Annotated in this window: 13 protein-coding genes; 8 read left to right on the top strand and 5 right to left on the bottom strand. The window is 53.9% G+C overall.

Going from position 1 to position 16,863, the window contains the following annotated elements; translation table 11 throughout:
* Positions 1-51: 51 nt before the first annotated feature.
* From nth to OR601_RS05955, 5 genes are all read left to right on the top strand, one after another.
* Positions 52-720: an endonuclease III gene (nth, locus tag OR601_RS05975; RefSeq protein ID WP_136013061.1), complete on the top strand. Its 669-nt coding sequence runs from the start codon at positions 52-54 to the stop codon at positions 718-720.
* 274 nt (positions 721-994) lie between these two features.
* Positions 995-1,702 carry a hypothetical protein gene (locus OR601_RS05970; protein WP_265591344.1) on the top strand — a complete coding sequence of 236 codons (708 nt, stop codon included), beginning with the start codon at positions 995-997 and terminating at the stop codon, positions 1,700-1,702.
* Positions 1,703-2,447: 745 nt separating this feature from the next.
* A complete protein-coding gene (gene thrS, locus OR601_RS05965; protein ID WP_265591343.1) occupies positions 2,448-4,379 on the top strand; it encodes a threonine--tRNA ligase in 1,932 nt (643 codons plus the stop codon).
* Between the two features lie 224 nt (positions 4,380-4,603).
* Positions 4,604-5,812, top strand: a complete 1,209-nt coding sequence (locus OR601_RS05960; protein WP_265591342.1) for a glycerate kinase family protein — start codon at positions 4,604-4,606, stop codon at positions 5,810-5,812.
* 97 nt (positions 5,813-5,909) lie between these two features.
* Positions 5,910-6,749, top strand: coding sequence for an alpha/beta fold hydrolase (locus OR601_RS05955; RefSeq protein ID WP_265591341.1), 840 nt, complete (start codon positions 5,910-5,912; stop codon positions 6,747-6,749).
* A 435-nt stretch (positions 6,750-7,184) separates the two neighbouring features.
* Here the strand turns inward: OR601_RS05955 and OR601_RS05950 are convergent, their stop codons facing one another.
* The 5 genes from OR601_RS05950 to OR601_RS05930 all read right to left on the bottom strand — a co-directional run bounded on the left by OR601_RS05950 (position 7,185) and on the right by OR601_RS05930 (position 12,487).
* Positions 7,185-7,970, bottom strand: coding sequence for a PHP domain-containing protein (locus OR601_RS05950; protein WP_265591340.1), 786 nt, complete (start codon positions 7,968-7,970; stop codon positions 7,185-7,187).
* Positions 7,971-8,216: 246 nt separating this feature from the next.
* Entirely contained in the window at positions 8,217-9,017 is an 801-nt protein-coding gene (locus tag OR601_RS05945; RefSeq protein WP_136013067.1) for a GntR family transcriptional regulator, read from the bottom strand.
* 273 nt (positions 9,018-9,290) lie between these two features.
* Positions 9,291-9,749 (bottom strand): threonine/serine exporter family protein, encoded by a 459-nt coding sequence (locus tag OR601_RS05940; protein WP_265591339.1) that lies wholly within the window; start codon positions 9,747-9,749, stop codon positions 9,291-9,293.
* Complete coding sequence (locus tag OR601_RS05935) at positions 9,734-10,561, bottom strand: threonine/serine exporter family protein (RefSeq protein ID WP_265591338.1); 828 nt, start codon at positions 10,559-10,561, stop codon at positions 9,734-9,736. Before OR601_RS05935 ends, OR601_RS05940 begins: the two co-directional genes overlap by 16 nt.
* 156 nt (positions 10,562-10,717) lie before the next feature.
* Entirely contained in the window at positions 10,718-12,487 is a 1,770-nt protein-coding gene (locus tag OR601_RS05930; RefSeq protein ID WP_265591337.1) for an Ig-like domain-containing protein, read from the bottom strand.
* Positions 12,488-13,446: 959 nt separating this feature from the next.
* On the opposite strand from OR601_RS05930, the gene OR601_RS05925 reads away from it, so the two are divergent.
* The 3 genes from OR601_RS05925 to OR601_RS05915 all read left to right on the top strand — a co-directional run bounded on the left by OR601_RS05925 (position 13,447) and on the right by OR601_RS05915 (position 16,835).
* Positions 13,447-15,387 (top strand): DNA methyltransferase, encoded by a 1,941-nt coding sequence (locus OR601_RS05925; protein WP_265591336.1) that lies wholly within the window; start codon positions 13,447-13,449, stop codon positions 15,385-15,387.
* Positions 15,356-16,414 carry a type IIL restriction-modification enzyme MmeI gene (locus OR601_RS05920; RefSeq protein ID WP_265591335.1) on the top strand — a complete coding sequence of 353 codons (1,059 nt, stop codon included), beginning with the start codon at positions 15,356-15,358 and terminating at the stop codon, positions 16,412-16,414. The genes OR601_RS05925 and OR601_RS05920 overlap by 32 nt, the downstream gene beginning before the upstream one ends.
* A gap of 226 nt (positions 16,415-16,640) precedes the next feature.
* On the top strand, positions 16,641-16,835 hold the full coding sequence (locus tag OR601_RS05915; RefSeq protein WP_265591334.1) for a hypothetical protein: 195 nt from the start codon (positions 16,641-16,643) through the stop codon (positions 16,833-16,835).
* Positions 16,836-16,863: the final 28 nt, after the last annotated feature.

Below are 16,863 nucleotides of genomic sequence, written 5' to 3'. Positions count from 1 at the left end.
TGCAGGGCCCGCTCATTGGCAGTGGGCCTTTTTCATAGAGAGGAGCTCTTTATGCCTCGTGAACTTATGGCCCAAAAACGCCAGCGTGCAGCCCAGATTGAGGATCGCATGTTTGACTATTACGGAGAGGGCGCCTGCTCGCTAGACTACGACGATCCCTTCAGGCTGACGGTGTCTGTAGTGCTCTCGGCCCAGTGCACCGATGCAGCGGTTAACAAAGTGACCCCATCGCTCTGGGAGCGCTTTCCTACGCCTGCAGATCTTGCAGCCGCTTCCCTAGAGGAGATAGAAGAGATCATCCGACCTTTGGGCTTTTATCACGCCAAGGCCACCAAGCTCAAGGGTTTGGCCCAGATGAGCGTGGCAGAGTATGGGGGTTCCGTGCCCCACGACATCGACGAGCTCCAACGTCTTCCCGGGGTGGGGAGAAAGACGGCCAACTGTGTGATGTGCGAGGCCTTTCGCGATCCCCAAGGCATCGCGGTGGATACCCACGTCTTTAGAATCGCCCATCGCTTGAAGTTCTGCGGCCCCGCTGCCAAGACTCCCGAGAAGGTCGAGGATGCTCTTTTGCGCCTTTATCCTCAGGAACAATGGCTCTATATAAACCACCAGTGGGTCCACTTTGGCCGAGAGTTCTGCCGCGCCAAAAAGCCGCGCTGCTCCGAGTGCTTTATCTCTGACCTTTGTCCCAGCTTTCCTGAGAAAGACAGCGTTTAGCGCGCAGTGCAAGTGTTGGGAACGCGATGAGCGGGGAACCCGAGGATGATCTGGGGCTCGGAAGACTTAGGAGCGGTCTCAGGACTCGAGAGTCTTGGAGCTTCTTGATGGTCGCTCCATTACACCCCACCGCTTCATTGCGCTTGAGACTTCCAACTGCATCCGCTGGTCCCTTCATTTAACTATGGTTATTGATGTGGGACGTGGACGGTGGCGCCTTTAGTTGAATAAGGGGGTAGGAACCCTTCGAACGATTTATTCGAAGGAGGCCCCTATGGCCAAGCAAGACAAACATAATAAGCGTCTCGACCCCAATGAGGTGGGGCGTCGTGTTCAGGAAGAGCTTGAGAAGGTGAGAGCTACGCCGGTGAAATCCTCTGATGACACATTGGCGCAGGATGACGATCTGGAGATGGCCACCGTGGAGGAGGTATTGCCACCTGCTCAGACCACTCCTCAGGAACTAGAGAACGAGCTGGCTGCCTACCTGATCGATACTGCGGTGCGCTCGGTAGACACAGAGAACCAGCGTGGCCGCTCTATTGCTTCCTACTCCAGCCGTCTGCTCATTGGTATTGCGGTACTTGCCATTGTGGCACTTGCGGTTGTTGTCCCCACCATTCTCATTCTGGCTCCCGGTTGGGAAGCCGTGCTTATGACGGCTCTCTTTACCGGCGTTTTGGTACCACTGTTGGTAGCGTTTTTGCTGGCAGTGACTGCTGGCGCAGGATCGGCCCGGATGGTCAAGGGTGTGCCGGCCGATCTCTTTTCCACTTCTATATCTGCCCCAGTGAAGACCAAGATGGAGCTGGCCAAGCGCATTTGCGCCGCCGAGCAGGAGCGTTACGAGGAAGCCAGCCATGTTCACGACCGCGTGGCCGGCGCGCTTACCGCTGCTCGCATCCTCATGCTCATTGCAGTGGGCTTCTTTGTAGTGGCGTTGGTATTCCTCTGCGTCATCATGCTCATACACGTTGCCTAGATTTGATCTCACAGCTTAAAGGCGTGAGGTGTGGCGGCAGGACAGTTTAGGCTGTCCTGTCGCTTTTTTATTGCGGGTTGGTAGGGCATATTGCGAGTGGCGAGGATTTTCAGATTGCTTGGAGAGTGCAGGGGAGGTCTGGCGCTTGCAGCTCGCACTCCATATGCACGTGCGGTGGGTCTCAATTCGCATTTCGTGCTTCGTATGCATGCGAAATGATTCCGAACCCGTATATCGGCCAGCTGGTGAGCTGGGGTTTTGTAAAACCCCAGCACACATAGGCTGCGAAATACGAGACTGGAGCGCTCGGGCATGCAACTGCGCCGCCATATGCGAATCCCGCGATGAAGCGTGCGCATCTACTCCCTGTGCATCCCGCATCAACTCCCCGTACTCCGCGCCAAAACCCCGCATCCCCTCGGCACACAAATACAAAAGCGGTTTAGCGCGACATCCTTTTTCCAAGAGGGGTACCATGACTGGGAGCCGGCAGAGGGCTGGCATTTCAGGGAGGGTTGTTAGCGATGCAGCAAGGCATGAACAAGCACCTGGGCCACAGGTTGGTGGTCGCCTGCGTGCATTCGCTCACGCTCACTCAAACTATCTAGGCGCCCCGGCAGGGCTGCACAGGCAGCCGTTCGGTGAGCGCCGTCTTCTCAGGGCTTGGGGCAACGTATGCCTGCGCAAGCCCTATTTCGTCGTCCAACGGCCATTGTGAGGCCGAGAGATTAAGGGAGAAGTACCCATGTCCAATCAGATTTCTGTACAGCTGCCCGACGGCTCCGCTCGTGAGTTGCCCGTTGGCGCCGCCGCGCAAGATCTGGCTGCCTCCATTGGCGCCGGTCTGGCAAAGGCTGCGCTGGCCGCTAAGGTCAACGGCGTCCCGGTGGATCTGGCCTGCCCCCTTCGTGATGGCGACCAGGTAGAGATTCTCACGCTCAAGAGCCCAGATGTCCTGCCAATTCTTCGTCATTCCTGCGCTCACATCATGGCTGAGGCCGTGAGCGAGCTCTTCTCCAACGTCGCCCTAGGCATTGGCCCTGACGTTGAGAATGGTTTTTACTACGACTTCCAGACGCCTGATCAAATCTCTTCCAACGACTTTGAGCGTATCGAGGAGCGGATGCGCGCCATTATCCGCGAGGATAAGCCCTTCGTGCGCGAGGTGGTCTCTCGCGATCAAGCCCAGGAGATCTTTGCCGACCAGCCCTTGAAGCTCGAGCTCCTCGACGATATCCCTGCCGAGGAGGATGTCACCATCTATCGCCACGGTGACCACATGGAGCTGTGCCGCGGGCCGCATGTAGCAAGTGCGGGCAAGATCCCTGCCGACTCCTTCGAGCTCCAAAAGGTGGCTGGCGCCTATTGGCGCGGTGACGCCAACAACGAGATGCTCCAGCGCGTCTACGGCGTCGAGTTCGCTACCAAGAAGGAGCTCAAGGACTACAACCATATGATGGAGGAGGCCAAGAAGCGCGATCACCGCATTCTGGGTCCCAAGCTGGGCATCTTCGAAACGTTGGACGAGGTGGGCCCCGGCCTGCCCCTGTTCTTCCCCAAGGGCGCCCGCGTGGTGCGCACCATGCAGGAGTGGCTGCGCAAAGAGCTCTATCGTCGTGGCTACGAGGAGGTCATCACCCCGCATGTCTACAAGTCCGGCGTGTGGAAGACCTCGGGCCACTATGACTTCTATAAAGAGAACATGTACTTCTTCAACGTCAACGAGGGCACCGACGACGATCCTCGTCTGTCCGAGTTTGGCGTGAAGCCCATGAACTGCCCCGGCCACGTGCTGCTCTATCGCTCCAACCTCCACAGCTATCGCGACCTGCCCCTGCGCTACTTCGAGTTTGGCACAGTCTATCGCCACGAGCTCTCCGGCGCGGTCAACGGCCTGTTCCGCGCCCGCGGCTTTACCCAAGACGATGCCCACGTCTTCTGTCGCGAGGATCAGGTGGTAGACGAGGTGGAGTCCATCATGGACTTGGTAGATCAAATCATGGGCACCTTCGACCTGCCCTATGAGTGCGAGATCTCCACGCGCCCAGCTCACTCCATCGGCACTGACGAGATGTGGGACAAGGCCGAGTCCTTCCTCAAGGAGGCCCTGGAGAAGCGCGGCGTCCCCTACGACATCAACGAGGGCGACGGCGCCTTCTACGGCCCCAAGATCGACGTCAAGGTAAAGGACTCCATCGGCCGCACCTGGCAGTGCTCCACCATCCAGGTGGACTTCAATCTGCCTGAGCGTTTTGATCTCACCTATCGCACGGCTGACAACACCGTCGAGCGTCCTTGGATGCTCCACCGGGCCATCTTTGGCTCCATCGAGCGCTTCTTGGGCATCCTCATCGAGAACTACGCCGGCGCCCTGCCTCTCTGGCTGGCTCCGGTCCAAGCCGAGATAATCCCCATCGCCGACCGCCACTTAGACTATGCCGAGGACGTCGCCAAGAAGCTGCGCGCGGTAGGCGGCCGCATCGAGGTAGACAGCCACTCCGAGCCCATGCGCGCCAAGATCGCCAAGGCTCAGGAGCAGAAGGTGCCCTACATGCTGGTAGTGGGCGACAAAGAGGCGGAGGAGGGCACCGTCTCTGTCCGCGAGCGCACCGAGGGCGACCAAGGCACCATGACGGTGGACGACTTTGAAAAGATCATCGCCGACGCCCAGGTCTAGCTCCTGCGCCCTCGCCAGCGCGCAAGGCGAAAGCGGCACATGGGTAGCGATAACCATTCGCTGAGCCGCAGCCCTTGGCATTCCTTGCCGAGAAACCCAAAGCCCACGGGATTGCACTCCTCCCGTGGGCTTTCTGTTTGGGAAGTGAGGGGACGCCTTTCTTCAGAAACGGTAAGCTGTAGCTATGTGCTCGCTGCCAAAACCTCGAAGGCCGGGTGAAAGCCATGGCTCCACCTCCCGTGTTTGTGCTGTGTCCAGATTCTTTCAAGGGCACATTTTCCTCTACCCAAGTGGCGAGGGAGTTGAAGAAAGCGGCTCAGGCCCGATTTCCCGGCTGCGTGTGCCGAGTGCTGCCTGTGGCTGATGGCGGCGAAGGCACTGTTGACGCGCTAGTGGACGCCCTAGCCGGCCGCAAAGTCACGGTGGAAGTCGCCGGTCCTTTGGGAGACCCTCTTCTTGCGACCTTTGGCCTGGTGCGTCCCAAGGTCGCGCTCCCTTATGATCCAGCTTCGCTCCAGTCTCATGATCCGGGCTCGCCTCAGCCCCTAGAGGCAATCATCGAGATGGCAGCCGCCTCGGGATTGCCGCTGGTAGAAGGCAGGCAAGATATCCTCTCTGCCTCCACCTACGGCACCGGCCAGCTCATTCAGGCTGCTCTGGACGCCGGAGCGAACGCGATCACCTTGGCCGTGGGCGGCTCGGCTACTAATGATGGGGGCATGGGGCTTTTGAGTGCCCTGGGCGTAACCTTTGCCGATAAGGAAGGAGTCTCACTGCCGGGAGGCGGTGGCTCCCTGGAGCAGGTGGCTCGGATCGATCTCTCCGGTCTCGATCCTCGACTGGCTCATACTCCCATAAAAGTGCTCTGTGATGTAAACAATCCTTTACTGGGATTCCAGGGATGTGCCCGAGTATTTAGCCCTCAGAAAGGGGCAACTCCCTCGGAGGTGGAGCGCCTCGAGAGAGGTATGGCATTCTATGCCGACGCTCTTGAAGAGGCTGCAGGGCGGCAGGCCCGAGAGCTTCCCGGAGCTGGTGCCGCCGGCGGCTTGGCCTTTGGCTGTGTGGTAGGACTCGGGGCCCAGCTGGTAAGCGGCATAGAGCAGGTGTTGCAACTCGTGGGTTTTGAAGAGATCGCAGCCACCGCAGACCTGGTGGTCACGGGCGAGGGGCATCTGGATGCTCAGACCTCTCATGGCAAGGTGTGCGCCGGCATTGGAGCGGTATGTCAGACGCTCCGGGTGCCTTGTGTGGCCCTCGTGGGCAGTGCTGCCATTGATGCACCGGAGATTCCGGGTATCCAGGTGGTCGTGCCCTGCGTGGGCGATGTCATGGATCTAGATGAGGCGCTGGCCCAAAGCCAGCGCACATTAGCCCAGGCGGCCGCGAGACTCTTTGACTTGCTGGCGTTGGGAGCAAAGCTACAGACATAGCTGCGGCGGATTCCTATACTTTAAGGGACCCATTCATCTTTGCGTCGTCCTTCCAGCGATCCTTAACCCCTGCCCCCGTTGACCCCTATGAGCACCTATGAAGTTTGCTGACGTCACGCCCACAAAAGTCCAGGTCGCCCCCAATGTCTCCCTCAACATTTGGGACGCGGGCCCCAAAGATGCCCAGGCTCTGGTCTTCATCCCCGGCCTCACCTTCTCCGGCGCGGTCTTCTGCCACCAGTTGGATCACTTCTCGGATCGCTACCGTGTAGTCCTCGTTGATCCCCGAGGTCAGGGCGACTCCACCACCTGTCCCGCGGGCAACAACTACATGGCCCACGGCGCCGACCTCATCGAGCTCTGTCGCCAACTGTCCATTCACAAGCCTGTGCTGGTGGGGTGGAGCTGCGGAAATCTGGAGGCCTGGAGCTTTGTGCGCCAAGCCGGATGGGACGCCCTTGCTGGCCTGGTGACCGTGGACATGAGCCCGCTGCCGCTCAACAGCGATCCTTCCGCTTGGACCGAGGGCACCCCCGACGAACTTCGCGCCGTAGGTACCCAGGTGCTCACCAACGACGAGGCAGCCGCCGGCTTTTGGGACGAATACCTGCGCGAAGTCATGTGGCAAGGTCCGCTCACCCAAGCGCAGTACGACTACTTCATGGGCCTTGGCGCCGGCTGCACCCGAGCCACCTGCCACGAGCTCTTCTGCGACGCCATCCTCTCCGACTATCGCCCTGAAGCCCAAGATGCCGATAAGAACCTGCCCACCCTCATGTACGTCGCCGAGCACTGGGCAGACGTCGCCGTTCCCTGGTTCAACAAGCTATGCCCCAACACGCCCACCGAGGTGCTTAGCGGCCATCTCATGGCCAATCAGTACCCTCAGCAGTTCAACGCCCGCCTCGAGCAGTTCCTCCAAGAAGCGAATCTCTAGGGGAGTAGCAAGCTCGCTTAATCTTTCCATCAGCAATTCGCTGTAGCCAATAAAGCCTCGGACTCCAAATTCGAGGCCTTATTGATTATTAGTCCTGCCAGACCTTGCGCTCTACATCTGTCATGGTTGTTTGAAGCCATGGATCACATGGCTCAGAAGTGTTTTGCGCATTATTGGCAAGAAGTGATTCCAAGGTTATCGAACGATCTGCTTTTACTCTCCTATGATCCCTGGAAGTACTGTTGCTATCTATCTTGGCTTCACTTGGTACATTCATTTATTATTCCCCTCTCATTGGGTTCATCCAGTTTAAACGAGCGATATACAAAAGCCGCCCTATTCACCACAAGTGGCAAATAGGGCGGTGCGTTTTGCACAGGAGCCAACCATTCCTGCACCCATTAAGGGTCAATAGGTAAGCGCGGTCGCAGTCGCTTAGCTTGCCATTGCTACAGCTCCCCCGTTGGCAAACCCGTGGAACACTGCCTTGTGCTCGTGATAGCTATAGACGCCTTCAAAACCCAGCTCCTGAAGCATTGCTTCAAGTTCATCCACACCACGGCCAATCATCCAGGATTCTGTGGCCAGGCTGCCCACGGTAATGAAAGAGCCACCTAGCTCACGATAGAGAGCCAGAATGTCATAGAGTGCCTTATCGCGAGTCAGACCAGAGCGCACGCAAGATCCGTCAATGGCAAGTGCGCAGTTGTGAGAGATGAGGCTCTTCAGGATCTGAACCACAAAGGGCTTGATCTGCTCAAAAGGCACCAGCGCAGTGTAGCGGCGCACCAGATCCACCAGAGCCAGAGCATCCCAACCTTCCAGCCTATCTACCACGGCGCAAAGCTCCATGTAGTAGCGCTGTTGAGCCTCTGCCGCATCGTGCTCAACAGTGAAGCTTCCAGCTACCTCTTCATCCATTATCTTGTCCGCGTAAAGCATTATGACATCGGCTTCGTGAGCCTCATCGATGGCCCTTTGGGCTTCAGCGATCCTATGCGCCTGGGCATCCACCATAATGCCCCGAGTCACTTTCATGCCTGCAGGTGCATAAGCGGAGGCCTTCGCCAAGGCACCGGCTCCTGCGGCGGTGCAGCTGGTGGCGTGACGAACAAGGCACACTTCCGAGGCACCTTGCCCAGCAGCTTTATGAACCACTTTGGCGAGAGCGACAGGGGAGGACATGCCAAGGCTGCAAGCGATGGAAGAATCAACAATCATGGGGGCATCTCCTTTATTGGAGTCATTACTTTTGATGCCCCCCCATACTAGGGCTAATAGCATACAAATTGTATGCTTAGATTTGTATCTCTTTGCGCTATCGCTCTCGCAGCGAAAACGCCCACTACAATGCCCATATATGCTGGTAAGCCACAGATATATTGTCACTTTGTATGGATGAAGATCCCCACACAACTCCGCATCAGTACAAGACTAGCAAAATACAAATGGCTTACAAAGAGACGCTTAATACCTATGGGAATAGCTCACTTCATCTGGCCTTATGTCGATGTCAAAGCGCGTGTTCTCACCCGTCTCATACCTCACGGCAGATTCCCAAGCACGCCCTTCTGCATCATAGGTAGTCCGCTGAATCCTAAAGCACGGCGCTCCGGCATCAATTCCCAATACCTCAGCCACCCACTCTGGCAAAGAGGCAACGCCGTAAGCCTCATGAATCCGCTCCAGTGATGTGCCTGCATCTTCCATTGCCTCTGAGAACATCTCGTAGAACGACCTGCCTGCTGTCTCGCTATCAAGCTCAGGCATCAGCTCCACAGGCACAGCCACGTTGGCGACACACAGCGGAATACCATCCGCATAATCTGCCCTCACGATGTCCCATACAGGCTCAGGTATCGACAATCCCAATCCCGCCATCTGAAACGTGGTAGGCCGCACCTTTTTAATTGAAAGAATCTTGCTTGAAGGCTCATAGCCCAGAGCACGCATCTCGCTATGAAAGCTCGGAGCGCCCTCAAAACTTCGATGGATCCGGCGTCTCTTTACAAACGTTCCCTGACCAGCCCGCCGAGTCACGCTTTTCCACTCAATAAGCTCGTTATAGGCTTTTCGCACCGTGGAGCGGCTCAAATCCAACGCTTCACAAAGCTCCATCTCAGTAGGTAGGGGATCGCCAGGCTGCAGCGTTCCATCAGCCAGCCCAACCTCAATCGCCTTGCTCAGGGCATCGGCCAGCTGCCTATAGAGCGGCACCTTTGACCCATAGTCAAGGTCATCTTTAGTCACAAGCATGCCGGCCCCCAAGCGTTATCCCACGGCGTAATCCCACGTCATGCGCTGCTTCTATGCTACCCACCATCGCAAGGCTAGTCCAACGCCTCAAAGCGACTCGCCGCTTATCGCTCCATGGAGAAACGCAAGGGCTGCATTTATGCATCATTAATAAAACCAACACGATGACTGCGTTAGCAACCCCTCTGTGCAACTAACGTAGAACATTTCCAGAGGGACAAAATACTCTCAATAACCTAGCCAATTAAAACCCTAATGCACTGCAGCCCATCGGCGCCACTCTCCCTACCGCAGCCGATCCTTCGCCCGCGTCTTCACCTGTGTCAGCGCATAGGGCACCGCGCTTACCAGCACCATGCCTAGTATCAGCATGCCGGCTACCGCCAGCGCCTGCAGCCCCCACTCAAACCCAGAGTCCATCTTGCCTTGCAACAGCGCCACCATCATGCGGTACACGTCCCCGCCAGGCACCAACGGGATCAATGCTGGGGCGGTAAACGTTGTGATGGGCACTCTCGCCAACCGTGCGCATACCCAAGAGGCGCAGGTAAACGCTACTGCGCCGTAAAATGCGGCTGCAGGCTCTTCAAGCCCCTGATTCACCACGCTCTGGTACACTGCCGTGCCCAAAGCTCCAATACAACCGGCGCACAGCAGCAGGCGCCAATCCCGCACGTTATAGAGCAGCCCAAAGGCAGCCGAGGCCAAAAATGCCCCCACCGCCGCCATCATGACAGGGACCATGAAAGCACCCCCGTATAATGCAGCACCACAGCCGACCCTATAGCAATGGCAATGCCCACTAGCAGCGCCTTGCCAAACCGAGCCGTCGCAGACAAAAAGTTTCCCGAGAGCGTATCCAAAATCCCCGTCGCCAGCGTCATGCCGGGCACCAGCAGCATCAGCACTGGAATCAACAGCTTGTCGATACCCAGGGCCCATAGCCGCTGGCAAAGGCAGCAGGCAGCCGTTGCTAACAGCGCTTGCACCAGAATCGTCAGCGAAGAATTGAGGAGGAGCCTCGATGCATAATGCCCTGAAATCTGCGTCACAAATGCGATGATCGCCACGCATGCCAGCGCATCCAGCGAGGTCGTTCCATAGAAAATCGCAAATCCCACCGAGCCTACCGCAGCGGCCGCCCCCAACGCAGCGGGGGAGAAGCGCGGCCCTTCCCGCACCTCCCGCAACTTAGTCAATAACTCCCCGGCTTCCAACTTCCCCTGCTCGCACTGCTGCTCCAGTGCAATCACCCGATCGGTCGCCCAAATGTTATGGGACACCCCATCCAGCCGCGCAATCCGAGTCACCGTCTCACCCTTTGCCACCACGCTCACCATGATTCCCGTAAGCATTACAAAGACAGTGCACTCATCCACCTGCTGATAAGAACTCCCCATCGCACTGGCGGTATCTTCTGCCAGCTGAGTCTCACAGCCGCCTTCCACAAGAATTGTTGACGCCAGTAGCACGGCATCGGCCACTACCTCCAGCAGTGCACCTGCATCTCGACCTATGGACTCACGTGTCTCTCGGACTATCGCCGATTTCCCCATGGATAACATCCTTTCGTACTTCCTTGGATCCTACCCATGCCACACCCCTCCCAAGGGCGTATTTTGTAGTACCAATAGGGCGTAAAATGTAGTGTCAACACGGCGTATAAAAGGAGAGAAGCCACTCTCTGTGACTTCTCTCCTCAAAACCCAACGCTACTTTTGCCTGACCATCACTACCGCCGACGCACCTACTACCAGCGTTGCCAGCCCCACAAGCACAGCTGGCATCAGTGTGCCTTCATCTCCTGTACGAGGAATGGCCGCAGCCTTCAGCGGGACGCCTCGAGTACGCACCGGCGGAGTCTTCTTTGATCCCAGCTCCTTCGTATCGGGCTTCTTTGGATCCTCCGGCTTTTCAGGATCTTCCTTTGGCACTTCTCGAAGTGTATTGGTGACCGTAAATCCCTCAGTGGCATCACCGGCAATCTCTGAGTCATAGCCCTCTACAGGATCCTCGGTCACTGTATACGCAATCTCGTGACCATCTGCGGCAAACTTCCTCAGCCCGCCAAAGTTGCCTTTCCAGGCATTCACTCCAGATAACGTCAGCGTTTTGCCGGTATCTTGGCCATCTGCATAGAGATGCATCGTCACCGATTCCGCGATTCGTCCTTTCCACACCTTGGTTACAGAAACCGCAGTGCGCACCGGATCGTTTGTCACCGTCACCGAGGCCTCGAGCCCCTCGCCTTGTACCTGCACCTCGTAGACCTTGTCACTTTTCTCATAGCCTACCGGCGCCGACTTCTCCCTTACCTTGTACGTGCCGGGAGTAATAATTCCCGAGACAATCGTGCCATCTTCACCAGTAGTTAGTTCAAAAGTAGTGCCATCTGGCCTTTGTACCTCGAAGACTGCGCCAGGAAGCCTCAATGAGTCATCTTCTGAGGAGGTCTTGATAATGCGAATCTTTCCACCAAGCTCACCTTGCCCCTGGCCTCCAGAATCTGCCGTGCGCACCGTGGAGCTCCTGGTATCGCTCTTTTCAGAAGAAGCAAGATTTACTTCATTCCTCAGTACTGTACCGCGAGTATAAGTGGTGCGGTAATTAAGTTGATAAGAGTCACCATTCAGGTCACCAAGATCCACAGAATAGGACCTCCCATCAGGTGAGATGGTGAGCCGCCCTGCAGTGTCAACCGTTTCCAATACTCGGGTGACGTGACCTCTCGCATTCATCTCCACCTTGCGAAGAATAAAGCTATCGGCTATGTACTTTTCAGAGCCGGTACCTCCGCTTAAGCGGTCGCTGATCTTCGCACCGGTAAGGTTTTGCTTATCGTGGTTGATGCGCACAGTCCAGTGAGCCTCTGGGTTGTTTGCATCAGGGCTTCCCCATTTTGCAAGCACTTCGTTCTGAATATCTCGGGGGCCTGCAACATCAATGTTTTTTTCGATAACCTTTCCGGCCACCGTGGCATGGATGGTGTTCTTCTCATCCAACTTCAGCTTGGTAATATCAAAACGGGCTGCAAGATAGATCGATCCACGCACATTCCTTCGCCCCTCCACCCAATTGGTGAAGGTGACCCGCACAGTTCCTCCGCCAGTGGCCCCCGGCTCTACATGGGCTTTGGCAATCACTGTCGTGCCATCTTCTCCGTAGATGTTGAAATCCCTGGCGGTGCTTTCAGAGGGAAACACCATTTGATCGGGGAGGGCCATATCAAAGTAATCGCCCTCATGAAGCCCATCTCCACTAGCCGAAGCATCCCAGGTCATCGCAAGATAGAAACGATCTGTATAGTAGATGCGATCCGTATCCTCATGATTTAAGTTTTGAAACGAGAACCGCTCTACATTCACATCCACCGGTTTAGGTGTTGAGGATGGTCTCGCAATTGCAGACGTGATTCCACTGAGCAGTGTAATTGATGCAATAAGCACCCCAAACAAGATATAAACAATGGGCTTTCTTTTCATGGGGCGTAACCTCCGATTCTCCTACACCATATGTGCACAAAAAAGTAATTCAGTGCTACAATGGCAAGGAATGTTAGGCGCAATGAGCTGCGCTTTCACAAATTGTAGTTACGCAAAGGCTACTGTATATATTTATGAATGTAGAAGAGCCTTCAGAAAAGATGCTTATGAACTTAAAGCAATAGTAAGAAAGATGCACTATGCACTTTGTTCCCTCAGTTTATGCATATCTAGATTGCGACATCCTCTGACTTCCAACGCATTGCTTGAGGGCCTTACCCCCATTGAACCTATCTCCGGTTCCCAAATACATGCTCACGGCCAAACACCTGCTTGCAAGCTGGTCTTTCTGAAAGGCCATAGCCCCTTGTGCCCATATTTCCATAGAGAACAGCGAAGCAGTCGTCGCTCGCATCATAACTAAGTTTATAAGGTAGATCGAAAACGTTCAGTTGTTCCAGCAGTTTCTTATCTCCACACCAAAGAATTTCCTCCAATGCGCTTATGCCAACTTCGATCGCCCTCTCGATGACTCGATTTTGATGAATAAGATTTGTTTTTATGGCTCAAATCAAAGTCAACCCCATAGCCCCGACAAGTTAGTACGTCAGAGACTATATATTGCTCAAGCTTCTCAAACGGCAACTCATCGCCTGGAAAAGAGCAGTAGGTAATGGATTCAATTTTTAAAGGACACCAGCCAGAATCACCTTCGGCATAGAAGTTTAGGCACCATCCATCCCGATAGCACCATCCACCTGTCCTATAACGCATTACAGAGTCATCAATGCCATGGATTCTTGTCAAAAAGTCTCGTCGAGTAAGAATGTAGGGCCTAGCAGGTTCTCAGCGAAAAAAACCCAGATTTCATTGTCACCATCACTCCTCCGCAACCGTAGCTATCGCATCTGTAGCTGACGTAAAACGGTTCATGTATTTTGGGGCATTCTGGTGCTGCCATGACTTTGGGTTATTTTTTGCTGTGGCAGATTTCAATGCGGATCATCTCGCGATGGATGCGGTCAAAGCTCGCCTATAGTGAATCTAACAAGACATTGGTCGCATACTGCTCGCACGTCATCTTGATCCAAAAGATCACAGCCCCTTCTAATTTAGGAGCATTTTATTTGGAGGCACTAGTGGCTACCAGCAGACAGAAACAAGCTGCGCAAAAATTCATCAAGCGCTGGAAACAAGCGGCGGGAACCGAAGAACAGGAAGATCGCTCTTTTTGGATTGAACTACTGCAAGAGGTATTAGAAGTTCCCGAACCTACAAAGGTTATTGACTTTCAAAGAAAAATCCGCGGCCGCAAGGCCGATGCCTTCATCGAGGATAAAGGCATTCTGATCGAGCAGAAAAGCCGAGGGGTTGACCTCGACAAAAAGGAAAAGCGGGGTCTTACTGAACACAATTTTCCCCGCATGGTCACTCCTTACGAACAAGGCAAATGGTATGCCGACAATCTGCCTCACTCCATCAGTCCTCGCTGGATCATTACATCTAACTTTGATGAAATCCGCTTCTATGACTTAAACGATGAGAATCCTGAGGAGAGCTATGTCTCTGTAAGCTTGGATGAGTTGGCAGACAATCTACAACTCTTCGATATATTTACCAGCAAAGAACACAGCCGCCTTGAAAAAGAGAAACGCCTCTCGGTGGAAGCTGGAGAGATCGTCGCCAGGCTCTATGACGGTTTTGCTGATCAATACCTGCACTTAGACACCGACCCGCGAGAGCATGAGTCTCTCAACATCCTCATAGTGAGACTCGTGTTTCTACTTTATGCCGAAGATGCCGGTCTCCTGCAATCTCACCTGGCGTTTCATGACTATCTAAACAGCTATCATGTACAGGATTGTCGATCTGCTCTTATACGGCTTTTTGAGGTGCTTGACACACCGGAAGAAGAACGCGATCCCTATCTCAGTGAGCAGCTATCGGCTTTTCCCTATGTTAATGGTGGGCTGTTCGCAGACAAAAGCATCATCATTCCTCAATTCACGACGGACCTTCGTTTTATTTTGCTTCAAGAGGCATCTCGTCAATTCAATTGGGCAGACATCTCGCCCACTATTTTCGGTGCCGTTTTCGAATCAACCCTCAATCCCGAAACGCGCCATGAGAGAGGCATGCATTACACCTCTTTGGAAAACATTCATAAGGTAATCGACCCCCTCTTCCTAAACGCTCTGCGAGCCGAGTTGCAAGAGATCGAGGCGTTCAAGACGGAGAAAGTACGTTACCGTCGTCTCCTTGCTTTCAGAAACAAACTTGCATCCATCAAGGTGCTTGACCCCGCATGTGGATCAGGCAACTTTCTGACAGAGACCTATCTATCTCTTAGACGCCTTGAGAATCGATTGCTTGAAAACCTTGCAGGTTTTGGGCAAATGGGCTTCGAACTTACAGAAAACCTCAGCCCCATCCATGTTTCCATCAATCAAATGCACGGTATCGAAATCAATGATTTTGCAGTCTCTGTTGCCAAGACCGCCCTATGGATCGCCGAATCCCAGATGATGGAAGCCACTCAAGAAATAATCAAATCCGAACTCGAGTTTCTTCCCCTCACATCGATACCAAGTATCACATGCGGTAATGCACTGAGACTAGACTGGAATGCAGTTATTAAGGCTAATGATTGTTCTTACGTCTTAGGCAATCCACCTTTTGTGGGACAGGATGGAAAAACGGAAACTCAAACAGCTGACATGGAAACAGTCTGGGGCGATGATTACAACGGTTACCTAGACTATGTGACAGCTTGGTATAAAAAGGCAGCCGACTATTACGATTCTAAAGCAACGGGGGGGGGGGAGCTTTGTCTTTGTTTCCACCAACTCCATTACTCAGGGTGCCCCAGTGGCAGCGCTTTTCAAACCTCTTTTCTCTAGGGGCTGGAGAATTTCGTTCGCTTGGACCACATTTAAATGGACTAGCGAAGCTCGTTCACAAGCTCAAGTTCATGTAGTAATTATTGGCATGGATCGATCAAAAAGAGATGCCGTCTTATTCACTGATACCGATATAGAAACAACGAATAATATCAATCCTTATCTAATTGCCGCCCCAACTTTTTTTATCACTCCACGCCGTATACCGTTAGGACCTTTAGCTCCAGCAGCTATTGGTTCCAAGCCAGCTGATGGAGGCTTCCTGCAATTAAAATCCGAAACGGACTACAAGGAGGCAATGGCCGATCCCATTGCTTCAAAATACGTGCGTCGGTGCTTAGGGGCTAAAGAGCTCATTGGTAATAAAAAGCGTTGGTGCTTATGGCTTGTAGATGCCCCTGAATCCGATTTAACCGCGTCTCCAATACTTATCGAAAGGCTAAGCGAGGTACGAGCATTTCGTTTAAAGAGTAAAAAGGTGACAACTAGAAAACTGTCATCACGGCCTCAATTGTTTGGGGAAATTAGACCCATACCTACTAAATACGTTTGTATCCCTCGTCATTTCTCAGGCAATAGGGACTATTTCACTGCTTCCTATATAACTGATGGAGCAATTGCCACCGACGCATGCTTTGTATTAGACGATCCAGATGGCTATGCATTCAGTGTTTTAACTTCTTCAGCCTTCATGTATTGGCAAAACACTGTGGGCGGAAGACTTAAAAGCGATTGTCGTTTTGCAAGCACCTTGGTATGGAACACATTCCCGCTGCCGACAACATCAAATTATCAACGTCTTGCTGTAATAGAAGCTGGTAAGGAAGTGCGTAAAGCTAGGGATAGTTATACGGGGGAAAGCCTAGACCAGCTCTACGATCGCCAAACTTTCCCTCTTCGTACCCGTCTTGTACAGGCTCACAAACAACTAGACGCAGCAGTGCTAGCGGTGTTGGGGCTAAGGCCGGATGCAAGTGAGGATGAAGTATCCCGAAGGCTCGTAGAGTTATATTCTCAAATGGCATAGAGCACTTGGTAACGAATGCAGAATTCTCTTATGCAAGCAGTTTTTTCTGCTATCGACAACGGGAGGGCCAGCATGAATTATCCCAATGGGATCTATCGCCTTTAACGCTAAGAAGCTGCGGCTTTCGCTATAAATGATCGCCTGCTTTGTCCTTGCTAGCTGCCTCCAGTTATATATGCTTTTGAAGATGCGTTCAAAATCATCTGATTGTTGAAGGAGACTTTGAATGATAGATCCTAAAAAATCGCTCTGGGGAGCATTGAAGAACATCGATGTACAAGGTCTTGTGGATGGAGCTGCACAAATGGCTGAAGGTGCCACCCAGATTGCCACAGAGGTTGGTTCTGCTTTGGGTGAGACAGCAGAGAGGGTCGGTGCGGGCGTAAACGGCGCTATCGAGGGATTCTCTAAAGGGTTTTGATCGGAGAAGCCTGATAAGGCAGATCTTG

The organism is Leptogranulimonas caecicola (assembly GCF_023168405.1).
Taxonomy (GTDB): domain Bacteria; phylum Actinomycetota; class Coriobacteriia; order Coriobacteriales; family Atopobiaceae; genus Leptogranulimonas; species Leptogranulimonas caecicola.
Note: the sequence above shows the minus strand (reverse complement) of the source record. Positions and strands in the feature narration are given on the sequence as shown.